12 protein-coding genes and 1 riboswitch are annotated in these 13,086 nt (G+C 63.2%); of the genes, 8 read left to right on the top strand and 4 right to left on the bottom strand.

Annotated features, from left to right (window positions below; translation table 11 throughout):
- Window positions 1-30 precede the first annotated feature (30 nt).
- Window positions 31-939, bottom strand: a complete 909-nt coding sequence (gene ppk2, locus D3242_RS13240) for a polyphosphate kinase 2 (RefSeq protein WP_019863134.1) — start codon at window positions 937-939, stop codon at window positions 31-33.
- A 113-nt stretch (window positions 940-1,052) separates the two neighbouring features.
- Here ppk2 and D3242_RS13245 point away from each other — a divergent pair, with 113 nt between their 5' ends.
- The 3 genes from D3242_RS13245 to D3242_RS13255 all read left to right on the top strand — a co-directional run bounded on the left by D3242_RS13245 (window position 1,053) and on the right by D3242_RS13255 (window position 4,256).
- A complete protein-coding gene (locus D3242_RS13245) occupies window positions 1,053-2,321 on the top strand; it encodes an ATP-binding protein (RefSeq protein WP_019863135.1) in 1,269 nt (422 codons plus the stop codon).
- A gap of 105 nt (window positions 2,322-2,426) precedes the next feature.
- Complete coding sequence (phoU, locus tag D3242_RS13250) at window positions 2,427-3,152, top strand: phosphate signaling complex protein PhoU (RefSeq protein WP_019863136.1); 726 nt, start codon at window positions 2,427-2,429, stop codon at window positions 3,150-3,152.
- Between the two features lie 96 nt (window positions 3,153-3,248).
- Complete coding sequence (locus D3242_RS13255) at window positions 3,249-4,256, top strand: magnesium and cobalt transport protein CorA (protein ID WP_010913391.1); 1,008 nt, start codon at window positions 3,249-3,251, stop codon at window positions 4,254-4,256.
- A gap of 116 nt (window positions 4,257-4,372) precedes the next feature.
- On the opposite strand, the gene D3242_RS13260 is transcribed toward D3242_RS13255, so the two are convergent.
- Complete coding sequence (locus D3242_RS13260) at window positions 4,373-4,891, bottom strand: GcrA family cell cycle regulator (RefSeq protein ID WP_019863137.1); 519 nt, start codon at window positions 4,889-4,891, stop codon at window positions 4,373-4,375.
- Window positions 4,892-5,249: 358 nt separating this feature from the next.
- On the opposite strand from D3242_RS13260, the gene D3242_RS13265 reads away from it, so the two are divergent.
- From D3242_RS13265 to D3242_RS13275, 3 genes are all read left to right on the top strand, one after another.
- Complete coding sequence (locus tag D3242_RS13265) at window positions 5,250-6,449, top strand: aspartate aminotransferase family protein (protein WP_064984660.1); 1,200 nt, start codon at window positions 5,250-5,252, stop codon at window positions 6,447-6,449.
- Between the two features lie 16 nt (window positions 6,450-6,465).
- Window positions 6,466-7,377, top strand: coding sequence for an ornithine carbamoyltransferase (argF, locus tag D3242_RS13270; protein ID WP_064984661.1), 912 nt, complete (start codon window positions 6,466-6,468; stop codon window positions 7,375-7,377).
- Window positions 7,378-7,523: 146 nt separating this feature from the next.
- The gene (locus D3242_RS13275; protein ID WP_081296126.1) at window positions 7,524-8,555 is read left to right on the top strand and encodes an Hsp33 family molecular chaperone; all 1,032 of its coding nucleotides are present in this window, start codon (window positions 7,524-7,526) and stop codon (window positions 8,553-8,555) included.
- A gap of 37 nt (window positions 8,556-8,592) precedes the next feature.
- On the opposite strand, the gene apaG is transcribed toward D3242_RS13275, so the two are convergent.
- Entirely contained in the window at window positions 8,593-8,985 is a 393-nt protein-coding gene (apaG, locus tag D3242_RS13280; RefSeq protein ID WP_038644452.1) for a Co2+/Mg2+ efflux protein ApaG, read from the bottom strand.
- 279 nt (window positions 8,986-9,264) lie between these two features.
- Here apaG and D3242_RS13285 point away from each other — a divergent pair, with 279 nt between their 5' ends.
- A complete protein-coding gene (locus D3242_RS13285) occupies window positions 9,265-10,416 on the top strand; it encodes a ceramide glucosyltransferase (RefSeq protein ID WP_064984662.1) in 1,152 nt (383 codons plus the stop codon).
- Window positions 10,417-10,448: 32 nt separating this feature from the next.
- Here D3242_RS13285 and D3242_RS13290 read toward each other — a convergent pair whose 3' ends face one another.
- Window positions 10,449-11,639 carry an O-succinylhomoserine sulfhydrylase gene (locus tag D3242_RS13290; protein ID WP_064984664.1) on the bottom strand — a complete coding sequence of 397 codons (1,191 nt, stop codon included), beginning with the start codon at window positions 11,637-11,639 and terminating at the stop codon, window positions 10,449-10,451.
- 55 nt (window positions 11,640-11,694) lie between these two features.
- A riboswitch (SAM riboswitch) is annotated at window positions 11,695-11,772 on the bottom strand.
- A 138-nt stretch (window positions 11,773-11,910) separates the two neighbouring features.
- Between D3242_RS13290 and D3242_RS13295 the strand changes: the two genes are divergently transcribed.
- Entirely contained in the window at window positions 11,911-13,005 is a 1,095-nt protein-coding gene (locus tag D3242_RS13295; RefSeq protein ID WP_064984665.1) for a 2'-deoxycytidine 5'-triphosphate deaminase, read from the top strand.
- Window positions 13,006-13,086: the final 81 nt, after the last annotated feature.

Below are 13,086 nucleotides of genomic sequence, written 5' to 3' on the forward strand. Positions count from 1 at the left end.
CTGCCTGGTGGCCGCGCGGCGCGAGAAGGCCTAGCCTTCCTTGCCGAGGAATGACGGCCCTTCGCCGATGATCTTCTTGTCTTCCTTGCCGATGATATCGAGATCACGCCCCTCATAGGGTACCGACAACAGGATGCGCCGCATCACCGCCAGCCGCGCGCGGCGCTTGTCATTGGCCCGCACGATGATCCATGGCGCGAACGCCTTGTGGGTGCGCTCGAACATGGTGTCGCGCGCCTTGGTGTAATCGTCCCATTTGGTGATGCCGGCGACATCGATCGGCGAGAACTTCCAGCTCTTCAGCGGGCTGTAGCGGCGATCGTGAAAACGCTCGAGCTGCGTTTCCCGACCGATGTTCAGCCAGAATTTGAAGAAATGGATGTCGTCGTTGACGATCATCCGTTCGAAATGCGGCGTCTCGTCGAGAAACTTTTCGTGCTGTTCGGGCGTGCAGAAGCCCATCACCGGCTCGACGCCGGCGCGGTTGTACCAGGAGCGGTCGAAGGTGACGAATTCGCCCGACGTCGGGAAATGGTCGACATAACGCTGGTAGTACCATTGTCCCAGCTCGGGCGGGGTCGGCTTGGTCAGCGCCACGTTGCGCGCCGTGCGCGGGTTGAGATACTGGTGCACCACGAAGATCGTGCCGCCCTTGCCGGCGGCGTCGCGGCCCTCGAACAGCGCCATCACCCGCTTGCCGGTCGCCTGCAGCCATGCCTGCGCCTTCACCAGCTCGATCTGCAATTTCTCGAGCGTCTCGTTATAGTCGTCGCTGTTCATCTTCTTGTCGTAGGGGTAGCCGCCCGCGGTCAGCTTGTGGTCCTCGACCCAGTCCGGGAGCTCGGGATTCTCGATGTCGAACTCCCGCTCCTTGCCCCCGATCCTGATCTTCAGCGGACCTGACGTCGGCGTTGCGGGATTTTCCTTGGCCTTTTTCATCGAGACGAACCCTTTCCAGCTTACGGACTCATGCTATTGGGAGCCTCCATGCCGGTCTAGCAGGAAGTTGCCATACGGCCGGACAGCGCCCGAGAGGGCTATAGGACCCGGGGATGGCTGAGCAAAGCGCAGAGCAGGCAAGTGTGGCGCAAGCCATGGCCATCCGGCTGTGGAACAGTCGCTGGCTGCTCGTCGCTGGCGTTATCGGTATCCTAGTCGCTTTTGCCTTCGCGGGGATCTCTGCCTACGTGCTGGTGCCGGCCCTGCTTCTGCTGCTGGCTGCCGCGCTGTTGCCGGCCACCGGCCTGCGCCATTCCGGCGAGAATGCCACCGCGATCGAGGCGATCGGCCTGCAGCGCCTGTCGGGCGAATATCTGGCGGCCGCCGTCGCCGATCCGCTGATCATCTTCGACCGCTCGGCCGCCATCGTCCATGCCAACGCCGCCGCCTTTGCCGCTTTTGGCGGCATCGCACCGGGCCTGTCGCTGCCGCTGAAATTCCGGGCGCCGGAAATGCAGACCCTGCTCGACAGCGTGCTGTCGGGCACGATCGCCTCCGATGTCGTCGACTATACCGAAAAGCTGCCGGTCGAACGGGCCTACCGGGTCAGCGCGTCGTCGGTCGGGCACGGCACCGACCTCTATGTGCTGGTGTTCAAGGACCAGAGCGAAACGCGCAGGATCGACCGCATGCGCGCCGATTTCATCGCCAATGCCAGCCACGAATTGCGCACCCCGCTCGCCTCGATCGCTGGTTTCATCGAAACATTGCGCGGACCGGCCCGCAACGACCCGGCGGCGCGCGAGCAGTTCCTGCAGATCATGCAGAACCAGACCGGCCGCATGGCACGCCTGATCGATGACCTGCTGTCGCTGTCCCGGCTGGAGATGAAGCCCTATCTGAAGCCCGGAACAGAGGTCGACCTGCGCCAGACCGTCGACAGTGTCATCGATTCGCTGGCCCCGCTTGCCCACGAAAACAGCGTCGTCATCGAGCGCGATTTCGCCAAGGGACCCCTCAATGTGCCGGGCGATCGCGACGAGTTGTTCCAGGTTTTCGAGAATCTTCTGGAAAACGCCTGCAAATACGGCCAGTCCGGCGGCCGTGTGGTGGTGTCGATCGCGCACGCTGATGACGGTTCCGAACCCGGCATCGACGTCACCATCCGGGATTTCGGTCCCGGCATTCCCGAGGAGCACATTCCGCGCATCACCGAGCGCTTCTATCGCATCGATGTCGAGACCAGCCGGACCCAGAAAGGCACCGGCCTTGGCCTGTCCATCGTCAAGCACATCCTGACGCGCCACAATGCCAGGCTGACGATCAAATCCGAGGTCGGTAAGGGCGCCGCCTTCTCGGTTCATTTGCCGACGCACGGATAGTGCCCTAGTTTCCCCTGGAACCGTTTCTTTTTTCTGTCATCCGGCTAGCGTATCAGCGGGGATTCGAGGAAACGACTCAAGAACCCGTGGGAAGGCATTTCATCCATGCAGTCCGTGCACATAATGAGCGCCTTTGACGAGGAGCTGAAATATCTGTCGAAGCGCATTGCGGCGATGGGCGGTCATGCCGAGCGCATGGTCGAACAGGCCGTCGCCGCTCTCGTCAATGCCGATCCGGGGCTGGCCCAGAAGGTCATCAACGACGATGCAGTCCTGGATGAGGGGCAGCGCGAGATCGACGACAAGGCGATCATCATCATCGCCAAGCGCCAGCCGATGGCGACGGACCTGCGCGAGATCGTCGGCGCCATCCGCATTTCGGCCGACCTCGAACGGGTCGGCGACCTCGGCAAGAACGTGGCCAAGCGGGTGGTCGCCGTCACCGACGGCCGCCAGCCGACCAGCCTGTTTCGCGGCCTGGAGGCCCTGGCCAATTTGGCGCTGACCCAGCTCAAGGAAGTTCTCGACGTCTACGCATCGCGCTCAGTCGACAAGATCAGCTTCGTGCGCGACCGTGACGATCAGATCGATGCCATGTACACGTCGCTGTTTCGCGAATTGCTGACCTACATGATGGAAGATCCGCGCAACATCACGCCCTGCACGCATCTTCTGTTCTGCGCCAAGAACATCGAGCGCATCGGCGATCATGCCACCAACATCGCCGAGACCATCTATTACATCGTCACCGGCGACCAGATGCCGGCCGAGCGGCCGAAAGGCGACAAGACCGACAAGATCAGCCTTTCGGCGCCGCTTCCGGCGAAATGAACGTTCATCCTCTCGAACGCCAGATCATATTGCGCTAAACTATCCCGGCGTTAAGCTTCTCAGGCCTTTATAAGGGGCCTGCTTCAGGAGGCCGCGATGGAATATGTCCGAGAGTTCAAGCCCGCGGCGCCGACATCAGGCATCATCGCCTCCAGTGTCTACACGGCCGGGCGGCGCATCGCCGACATTCCGATCGAGGAAGCCGGCGAATGGGCCAAGAAATCGGGACATGTCGTCTGGATCGGGCTGCTCGAACCGGATCGCGAGCTTTTGTTGCGTGTCCAGGCGCAGTTCCATCTGCACGAGCTGGCGATCGAGGATGCCGAGCATCCGCACCAGCGGCCGAAGATCGAGCAATATGGCGATGCGCTGTTCATCGTCGCCCGCACCGCGCAATTGATCGAAGGACGGGTGACTTTCGGCGAGACGCATCTGTTCGTCGGCTCGGGCTACATCGTCAGCGTCAGGCACGGCCCGTCGACCTCCTACGCCGCCGTGCGTCAGCACTGGGAAAGCTGTCCGCATTCGCTGGCCAAGGGCGAGGATTTCGTCCTCTACGCCATTCTCGATTTCATCGTCGACAACTACATGCCGGTGCTCGAGCAGATAGAGGACGAGGTCGAGGTGATCGAGGACCGGGTGCTTTTGAAGCCGATGACCGGTCCTGATATCGAGCGACTCTACATGCTGCGCCGCGATCTGCTGCGCCTGCGCAATGCGGCACTTCCGCTGGTGGAGGTCTGCCGCCGCCTGACCAGCGCCGACCTGCCGCAGATCCATTCAGCCATGCACCCGCTGTTTCGCGACGTGACCGACCACATCCGCACCGTCCAGGAAAAGATCGACAGCCTGCGCGAGGTGCTGGCCTTCGCCTTCGAGGCGAGCCTGCTGGTCGGTCAGAGCCAGGAAACCGCGATTTCCAAGAAACTCGCCTCATGGGCGGCCATACTGGCGGTGCCGACGGCATTCGCCGGCATCTATGGCATGAACTTCACCGACATGCCGGAACTGAAGATGGAGTATGGCTACCCGATCGTGCTGGCCACCATCGCGACGATCTGCGCGTTTCTTTACTGGCGGTTTCGCAAGAATGGCTGGCTGTGAGGGTAGGCAGTAGGCAGTAGGCAGTAGGCAGCAGGCTAAGAAGCGCCTCGCGAGCGCCGCCCAAGGCATACAGGCAGTATTGTCCTACTGCCCAATCCCCACTGCCTATTCCCTACCTATCGATTCCGCCGCCGCTCCGCCGCCGGCTGGAACGCCACGCGAGCATGATATTTGCAGTAGGGCCCCGTTTCGGCGGCCTCGTTGCCGCAGAAGTTGAAGTCCTCCGACAGCGGATCGCCGTTCGGCCATTTGCAGGTCCGCTCGGTCAGCTCGACGAGCTGCAGATGCCGTGAGATCGGTACCACGACATTCTCGACCGGGCGGATATAGTGCCGCGCCACCGGCTCGGCGTCGAATTGCGTCTGAAGGGCGGTCGCGCCGATCGATGTCGTGACGTGGCGAGCCGTGCTCGCGGCGCGCGCCACCGATTTCTGAACGGTCGAGCCCTGTGTCGTCTTCTTCTGGCGTGCCGGCGTCGCCGTTGCGCGGCCGCGGCCCGACAGCTTCAGACGGTGCACCTTGCCGATGACGGCATTTCGGCTCACCCCTCCAAGCTGGGCAGCAATCTGGCTTGCGCTCAGACCCTCCGACCACAATTTTCTGAGAAGTTCGACCCGCTCGTCAGTCCAGTTCATGAGACCGCGCTCCTGCTAAGCGTGCGGCAATCAGAATCCTTTCCCGACCCAGCACCACTGCTGGGGCAGACACCACATATACCTGGTGATTAGGTCCGCCGCACGAAATCTAGTTATTTCTCGACTACAATTACCTTATGCGCAGACTCGGTGACAAGAGTCCCAAGTGCAACACGAATCGGTTTTTTCGGTTTTCCCCAACTTGCCCGGTCGCTTGTGAGCCGGCGTCTCGTCAGGGGGCTTGCCGCGTGCCACTACGCGACGTTTTCGTTGACTTCATGGCCGAAAAACACGATAAGCCGCACAAGGCCGCCGCTTTGGCGGCTTTTTTGATTTTCCGGTACCGGAGACGCATATAATGAGCGGTTCGGCGCTTTACGAGACCTTTGCTCGCGCTCCCCTGGCTTTCGACCACGGGGAAGGCACCTGGCTGGTTACCGACAAGGGCGAGCGATATCTCGATTTCGCCGGCGGCATCGCGGTCAATTCGCTCGGCCACAGCCATCCGCATCTGGTCGCGGCGCTGACCGAGCAGGCGGCGAAGTTGTGGCACGTCTCCAATCTCTACGAGATTCCCGCGCAGAGCCGGCTTGGCGAGCGCCTGGCCGATGCCACATTCGCCGACAAGGTGTTCTTCACCAACTCCGGCGCCGAGGCGCTGGAATGCGCGATCAAGACGGCGCGGCGCTACCATTTCGTCAAGGGGCATCCCGAGCGCTTCCGCGTCATCACCTTCGAAGGCGCCTTCCATGGCCGCACGCTGGCGACCATCGCGGCCGGCGGCCAGTACAAATACCTTGAAGGCTTCGGCCCCAAGGTCGAAGGCTTCGACCAGGTCGGCTTCGACGACATCGATGCCGCCGAGAAGGCGATCACGCCGGAAACCGCCGCGATCCTGATCGAACCGGTGCAGGGCGAGGGCGGCATCCGCCCGGTCCCGACGCAGTCCCTGAAGCGGCTGCGGCAGCTTTGCGACCAGCACGGCCTGTTGTTGATTTATGACGAGGTCCAATGCGGCATTGGCCGCACCGGAAAGCTGTTCGCGCATGAATGGTCAGGTGTTGCGCCCGACATCATGGCGATCGCCAAAGGCATTGGCGGCGGCTTCCCGATGGGCGCTTGCCTTGCAACCGACGAAGCAGCTGTCGGCATGACGGCTGGCGTGCACGGCACCACATTTGGCGGCAATCCGTTGGCCATGGCCGTCGGCAATGCCGTGCTCGACGTGGTGCTCGAAGACGGCTTCCTCGAAGACGTCCAGCGCAAGGCATTGCTGATGAAGCAAGGTCTGGCGGCGATCGCCGACGAGTTTCCCGATGTCATCGAAGACATCCGCGGCACCGGCCTCATGCTTGGCCTCAAATGCGCCATGCCCAACAACAAGGTGAACATGGCACTGCGCGACCAGCATTTGCTGGCGGTTCCGGCCGGCGACAACGTCATTCGCCTGCTGCCGCCGCTCACCGTCACCGACGCCGAGATCCACGAAGCGCTCAACCGCATCCGCGCCGGTGCCAAAGGCCTGGCGGATGCCATCGCCGTGGCCGCCGCGAAGTAATTCCGGAAAATTGCTGATGTCAGTTCGCCATTTCACCGATCTTTCCACCGTTTCCGAGGGCGACCTGCGCGTCATGCTCGACGACGCGGTGGTGCGAAAGGCGCGCCTCAAGGCCGGCGAGCGCACCCGGCCGCTCGAAGGCAAGGTGCTGGCGATGATCTTCGACAAGCCGTCGACGCGCACGCGCGTCTCCTTCGATGTCGGCATGCGCCAGCTCGGCGGCGAGACCATCATGCTGACCGGCACCGAAATGCAGCTTGGCCGCTCCGAGACCATCGCCGACACCGCCAAGGTGTTGTCGCGCTATGTCGACGCGATCATGATCCGCACCACCTCGCATGAGCGGCTGCTGGAGCTGACCGAGAACGCCACGGTTCCGGTGATCAACGGGCTGACGGATGACACCCATCCGTGCCAGCTGATGGCCGACATCATGACCTTCGAGGAGCATCGCGGTCCGGTGGCCGGCAAGACCATCGCCTGGACCGGCGACGGCAACAATGTGCTGCATTCGCTGCTCGAAGCCTCGGCGCGGTTCCGCTTCAACCTCAACGTCGCCGTGCCGGAAGGCAGCGAGCCGGCGCAGAAGCATATCGACTGGTCCAAGGCCCATGGCGGGAAGCTCCACTTCACCCGCTCGCCCGAGGAAGCCGTCGAGCAGGCCGACTGTGTCGTCACCGATTGCTGGGTGTCGATGGGCCAGGAGCATCGCGCCCGCGGCCATAACGTGTTCTCGCCCTACCAGGTCAATGCCAAGCTGATGGCGCATGCCAAGCCGGATGCGCTGTTCATGCACTGTCTGCCGGCGCATCGCGGTGAGGAAGTGACCGACGAGGTTATCGACGGACCCCATTCGGTGGTCTTCGACGAGGCCGAGAACCGGCTCCACGCCCAGAAGGCGGTGCTTGCCTGGTGTCTTGGGGCTTGAAGTGTCTTGGGGCTTGAAGTGTCTTGGGGCTTGAGGTGGCTTGGAGTTTGAAAGGTCCGGGCGCTTGATCTGCGGGGGCGCGATGCCTATCTGCGCCGCATCACGCAAATCAAGCGCGTTTGGACGCATGCACCCCAGGGGGCGGCATGGCCGCGCCCTGGAGCTTTGTCATGTTGGAAACGCATCAAGTGACTGAACATCACCCCAAACTCGGCGAGTTCGGCTATGCCGGCGACGATCATGTCGTGCCCTTTGAGGTCGGCCCGCTCGACGTGCGCGGCCGTACCGTGCAGCTCGGGCCGATGCTCGACGCCATTCTCAGCCGCCACGATTATCCCGAGCCGGTCGCCCGCCTGCTGGCGGAAGCCTGTGTACTGACGGTGCTGCTCGGCACCTCGCTCAAATTCGAGGGCAAGTTCATCCTGCAGACCCGCACCGATGGGCCGGTCGACATGCTGGTGGCGGATTTCACCACGCCGTCGGCGCTGCGCGCCTATGCGCGCTTCGATGCCGATAGGCTCGAGGCGCTGGTCGCCGCAGGCGAAACGTCCCAGCAGACGCTGCTCGGCGGCGGCGTGCTGGCACTGACCATCGACCAGGGCGCCCATACGCAGCGCTATCAAGGCATCGTCCAGCTCGATGGCGAAACCCTGGAAGACGCTGCGCGCACCTATTTCCGCCAGTCGGAGCAGATCCCGACGGATATCAGGCTCTCGGTCGCCAAGCTTTTGACGCCCGGCGTCGGCGGCGCGCGCGAACAATGGCGCGCCGGCGGCATCCTGGCGCAGTTCCTGCCGCAGTCGCCCGAGCGCATGCGCGTTCCGGACCTGCACGGCGGCGACGGCGATCCGCGCGAGGAGATCCATGATCCCACGGACAATTCCTGGCAGGAATTGCTGGCGCTGCTCGGCACGATCGAGCCGACCGAGTTGATCGACCCGACGATCGGTGCCGAACGGCTGCTTTATCGCCTGTTCCACGAGCATGGCGTACGCGTCTTCGGCGGCGTTCCCGTGGCCGACCAGTGCTCATGCTCTCGCGACAAGATCCGCGGCATCCTCGAGGGCTTCTCCGCGCAGGAGATCGAGGACAGCACCGAGGATGGCGGCATCCACGTCGCCTGCGAATTCTGCTCGACACAGTACGACTTCGATCCGGCGGAATTTGCCGCACAATAAAGCCATTCCTTCTCCCCGTGGAACGGGGAGAAGGACGCTAATTCACCGTCCGCCGCGTCCCCGGCAGATCCAGCGAGAACGCCGGGATGGCGATGTCGAAGGTCTCGCCGCGCTTGTTGCGCATCGTATAGTGCCCGACCATGATGCCTGATGGCGTCGAGAGCGGGCAGCCGGACGTGTATTGATAGCTGTCGCCGGGATTGAGTTCGGGCTGGTCGCCGACGACGCCCGGGCCGCGCACTTCCTCGACTCGGCCGGCACCGTCGGTGATGTGCCAATAGCGCGACAGAAGCTGCACGAATTCGTCCGACTGGTTGTCGATCGTTATCTGATAGCCCCAGACAAAGCGGTTCTCGGAAGGATCGGAGCGGTCCTCGAGATAGAACGGCCTGACCTGCACTTCGATGTTGCGCGTGACGGCGCGGTACATAAGCGGCTCCAAAACAATCTAGAGCATGATCCCGAAAAGTGGGAACCGGTTTTCGGAAAAGATCATGCTCAAACCAACAGAACCTTTCGGCGCTCCCGGCGAGCAGGTCAACGTGCGCGTCTTGTCGCGCCTCGTCTTGAAACGCAGGTGCCGGCAAAGAATGTCATTTAAGTGACACATGACAATGGTGGTGTGCACGAACCGGGCGACTCGGCGCTCTGTCGAACTGTTGAAAACGGCCACGATGCGGGCCGTCTCTTCTGGAGTGACCAGATCTCGATGGAACTCGCTCTCATAGCCGCCTCGCTTTCGACTGCTCTTATCCTTTCAAACACCGCCAGTATCCTTCTCGCCGCCTCACAGCTGAGACGGCGCACAACGATCGCACCGCCGGCCGGCAAATCGCCGCCGGTATCGATTGTCATACCCTCGCGCGGCGTCGAGCCGTTCACGCAGGAGACGCTGGAGCGCGCCTTCTCGCTAGACTGGCCCCGCTACGAGCTGATCTTCTGCGTCGCTCATGGAGACGACCCAGTGGTCAGGCTGATCCGTGCCGCCATTGGCCGCTTTCCAAAAGTGCCGGCCCGGCTGTTGATCGGCGACGACCGCGTCAGCGCCAATCCCAAGCTCAACAATTGCGTCAAGGGCTGGGAAGCCGCGCGGCACAATTGGGTTGTCCTGGCCGACTCCAACGTGCTGATGCCGAGAGACTGCGTCCAGCATCTGATGGCGGCGTGGCGGCCGGACACCGGCCTTGTCTGCTCGACACCGATCGGTTCGCGGCCGGAGGGCTTCTGGGCCGAGGTCGAATGCGCCTTCCTCAACACGCTGCAGGCGCGCTGGCAATATGCCGGCGAGGCGCTCGGCCTTGGCTTTGCCCAGGGCAAGAGCATGTTGTGGAACAAGCCGATGCTGGATGCCAATGGCGGCATCCGCGCGCTGGCCGCCGAAATCGCCGAAGACGCCGCCGCGACCAAGCTGGTCAGTGGGCTTGGCCTGCGCGTCAATCTCGTCGCGGCACCCTTCGAGCAGCCGCTTGGCCGACGCACGCTTGGCACGATCTGGTCGCGCCAGGCCCGCTGGGCGCGCTTGCGGCGCGTCACCTTCCCACGGTTCTTCGCGCCGGAAATCCTGACCGGCGCGGTGGTGCCGCTGGCGCTTGCGCTGGTTGCGGCGGCAAGCGCCGGCTTCAGCCTCCCGCTGACGGCCATCGCCGTGCTGGCGGCCTTTTATCTCCCGGAATGCGCCCTGGCCTGGTCCAAGGGCTGGCACCTTTCGCCGCGCACGGTCGCGGCGATGATTGCGCGGGACTTGCTGCTTCCAACCATGTGGGGGCGCGGCTGGCTCGGCGGCGCCGTCGACTGGCGCGGCAATGCGATGACCATCGGCACCAAGGCGGCCGAACTGGAAGAGGCGTCGTCGCGCGCCTGATCGCGGCGCGGACGACCTACCTCGACGACCCTCTATTTAGCGGCCTTGAGAGCCTGCGCGATGTCTTCCAGAAGGTCATCGGTATCCTCCAGGCCGACCGACAGCCTGAGCGTTCCTGGCCCGATGCCGAGTTCGGCGCGCGCCTCGTCGCTCAAGTTCTTGTGCGTGGTCGTCGCCGGATGGGTGATCAGGCTCTTGGCGTCGCCGAGATTGTTGGAGATCAGCACGATGTCGAGCGCGTTCTGCAGGGCGAAGGCCGCCTGCTTGCCGCCCTTGACGTCGAGGCAGATCAGCGTCGAGCCGCCCGACATCTGCTTCTTGACGATCGCGGCCTGCGGATGGTCGGCGCGGCCGGGATAGATGACGCGGGCGATCTGCGGCTGCTCGGCGAGGAAATCTGCGATCTTGCCGGCGCTCTCCGTCTGCTGGCGCACGCGCAGCGGCAGCGTCTCCAGGCCCTTCAGCAGCGTCCAGGCGTTGAAGGGCGACAGGCTGGGGCCGGTGTGGCGGAAATAATCATGCAAATTCTCGTCGATCCACTTCTTGTCCGACAGGATCACGCCGCCGAGACAGCGGCCTTGGCCGTCGATGTGCTTGGTTGCCGAATAGACGACGATATGCGCGCCGAGCTGCAACGGCTTCTGCTGCAGTGGCGTGGCAAAGACATTGTCGACGATAAGCCGCGCGCCGATCGAGTTGGCGAGCGCAGCAACAGCGGCGATGTCGACCACTTCCAGCGTCGGGTTGGTCGGGCTTTCAAGGAAGAACAGCTTGGTGTTGGGCCTGACCGCCTTTTCCCAGTTGGCGATATCGGTGCCGTCGTCCAGCGTCGCCTCGATGCCGTAGCGCGGTGCCAGTGTCTCGACCACCCAGCGGCAGGAGCCGAACAGCGCGCGCGCCGCCACGATATGGTCACCGGCCTTGACGCTGCACAGAAGCGCCGCCGTCACGGCCGCCATGCCCGATGCCGTGGCGCGTGCGTCTTCCGCGCCTTCCAGCGCGCACATGCGCTTTTCGAACATGTCGACGGTCGGATTGGCGTAGCGCGAATAGATGAAGCCGGGTTCCTCGCCCTTGAAGCGGGCTTCGGCGGCTTGCGCCGTTTGATAGACATAGCCCTGGGTCAGGTACATCGCCTCGGAGGTCTCGCCGAAGCCGGAACGCAGGGTTCCGCCATGCACGAGGGCTGTCTGAGGCTTCCAGTTGCGCTTCTTGTTGCTCATCGCTTTGTTCCAGACACAAAAAAACCGGCCGCGAAAGTCGCAACCGGTCCATACGGCCTCGCGGCCAACGGTCCTTTAGCGACTTGTTTAACGTGGCTGCAAGCCGACCGGCCAAATCACCACGGGATAACGACCCTTTAGACCCGTACCACGCTTGCGTCAATTGCCGGCTTCATTAAGAGGTTTGTACCAGGCAGGTTCCGCAAGAATGTTCCATGTTTTCCGGCGAGAACCTGTTGGTAGGAAATTCGTCTGGCCTAGGAGCGGAGCCTTGCGGCAGACAGGCATTCTTCCCGATCAGGACATCTCGGCGCTGTTCCAGTCCGGCGCGCTGAAGTCGCCGCGCGCGCTCGACGCCGACCAGATCCAGCCGGCGAGCCTTGATCTGCGGCTCGGCGACAAGGCCTGGCGGGTGCGGGCCTCGTTCCTGCCGGGTCCCAACCACAGGGTTTCGGAAAAGCTCGACCGGCTGCAACTGCACGAAATCAATCTTGCCGAGGGCGCGGTGCTGGAGACCGGCTGCGTCTATATCGTGCCCTTGCTTGAAAGCCTGGCATTGCCGGCGGACATTTCGGCCTCGGCCAATCCGAAGAGTTCGACCGGGCGGCTCGACATTTTCACCCGTGTCATGACCGACCGTGGCCACGAGTTCGACAAGATCGCCGCCGGCTACAACGGTCCGCTCTATCTGGAAGTCAGCCCGCGCACCTTTCCGATCGTCGTGCGCACCGGTTCGCGCCTGTCGCAAATCCGCTTCCGCACCGGCAACGCGCTGCTCTCGGAGACCGAATTGCATGAATTGCACCGCGCGCAGATGCTGGTCGCCACCGAGCCGCCGAATATTTCGGGCGGCGGCATCGCGCTGTCGATCGATCTCAAGGGCAACGGTGATGGGCTGGTCGGCTATCGCGGCAAGCATCACACCGGCCTCGTCGATGTCGACAAGCGCGCCGCCCAGGATGTCGTCGATTTCTGGGAACCGATCCACAAGAGCGGCGCCGGCGAACTGGTGCTCGATCCAGACGAATTCTACATCCTCGTCAGCCAGGAGGCGGTGCATGTGCCGCCGCTCTACGCCGCCGAGATGACGCCCTTCGACCCGCTGGTCGGCGAATTTCGCGTCCATTATGCCGGCTTCTTCGATCCGGGCTTCGGCCATTCGGCGGCCGGTGGCACCGGCAGCCGGGCCGTGCTTGAAGTGCGCAGCCACGAGGTGCCGTTCATCCTCGACCATGGCCAGATCGTCGGCCGGCTGGTCTACGAGCACATGCTGAAGCGGCCGCAGGCCCTCTACGGCACCGCTCTCGGCTCCAACTACCAGGCACAGGGCCTGAAGCTCTCCAAGCATTTCCGCGCTGCGCGCTGAACCCCGGTGTTGCCGCCAGGCAAGATACTTGCCTGCACCGGTACATCATGCTTGGCTGGCTTGTCGGCCGTCGAGATGGCG

This window comes from Mesorhizobium jarvisii, assembly GCF_003601985.1.
Lineage (GTDB): Bacteria > Pseudomonadota > Alphaproteobacteria > Rhizobiales > Rhizobiaceae > Mesorhizobium > Mesorhizobium jarvisii.

What these genes read in the sequence shown, in the direction of transcription:
- D3242_RS13255 (WP_010913391.1), top strand. Translation starts at nt 3,249, where the DNA reads ATGGAATATGTCCGAGAGTTCAAGCCCGCGGCGCCGACATCAGGCATC.
- apaG (WP_038644452.1), bottom strand. Translation starts at nt 8,985, where the DNA reads ATGTACCGCGCCGTCACGCGCAACATCGAAGTGCAGGTCAGGCCGTTC.
- ppk2 (WP_019863134.1), bottom strand. Translation starts at nt 939, where the DNA reads ATGAAAAAGGCCAAGGAAAATCCCGCAACGCCGACGTCAGGTCCGCTG.
- D3242_RS13285 (WP_064984662.1), top strand. Translation starts at nt 9,265, where the DNA reads ATGGAACTCGCTCTCATAGCCGCCTCGCTTTCGACTGCTCTTATCCTT.
- D3242_RS13260 (WP_019863137.1), bottom strand. Translation starts at nt 4,891, where the DNA reads ATGAACTGGACTGACGAGCGGGTCGAACTTCTCAGAAAATTGTGGTCG.
- argF (WP_064984661.1), top strand. Translation starts at nt 6,466, where the DNA reads ATGTCAGTTCGCCATTTCACCGATCTTTCCACCGTTTCCGAGGGCGAC.
- D3242_RS13290 (WP_064984664.1), bottom strand. Translation starts at nt 11,639, where the DNA reads ATGAGCAACAAGAAGCGCAACTGGAAGCCTCAGACAGCCCTCGTGCAT.
- D3242_RS13265 (WP_064984660.1), top strand. Translation starts at nt 5,250, where the DNA reads ATGAGCGGTTCGGCGCTTTACGAGACCTTTGCTCGCGCTCCCCTGGCT.
- phoU (WP_019863136.1), top strand. Translation starts at nt 2,427, where the DNA reads ATGCAGTCCGTGCACATAATGAGCGCCTTTGACGAGGAGCTGAAATAT.
- D3242_RS13245 (WP_019863135.1), top strand. Translation starts at nt 1,053, where the DNA reads ATGGCTGAGCAAAGCGCAGAGCAGGCAAGTGTGGCGCAAGCCATGGCC.
- D3242_RS13275 (WP_081296126.1), top strand. Translation starts at nt 7,524, where the DNA reads ATGGCCGCGCCCTGGAGCTTTGTCATGTTGGAAACGCATCAAGTGACT.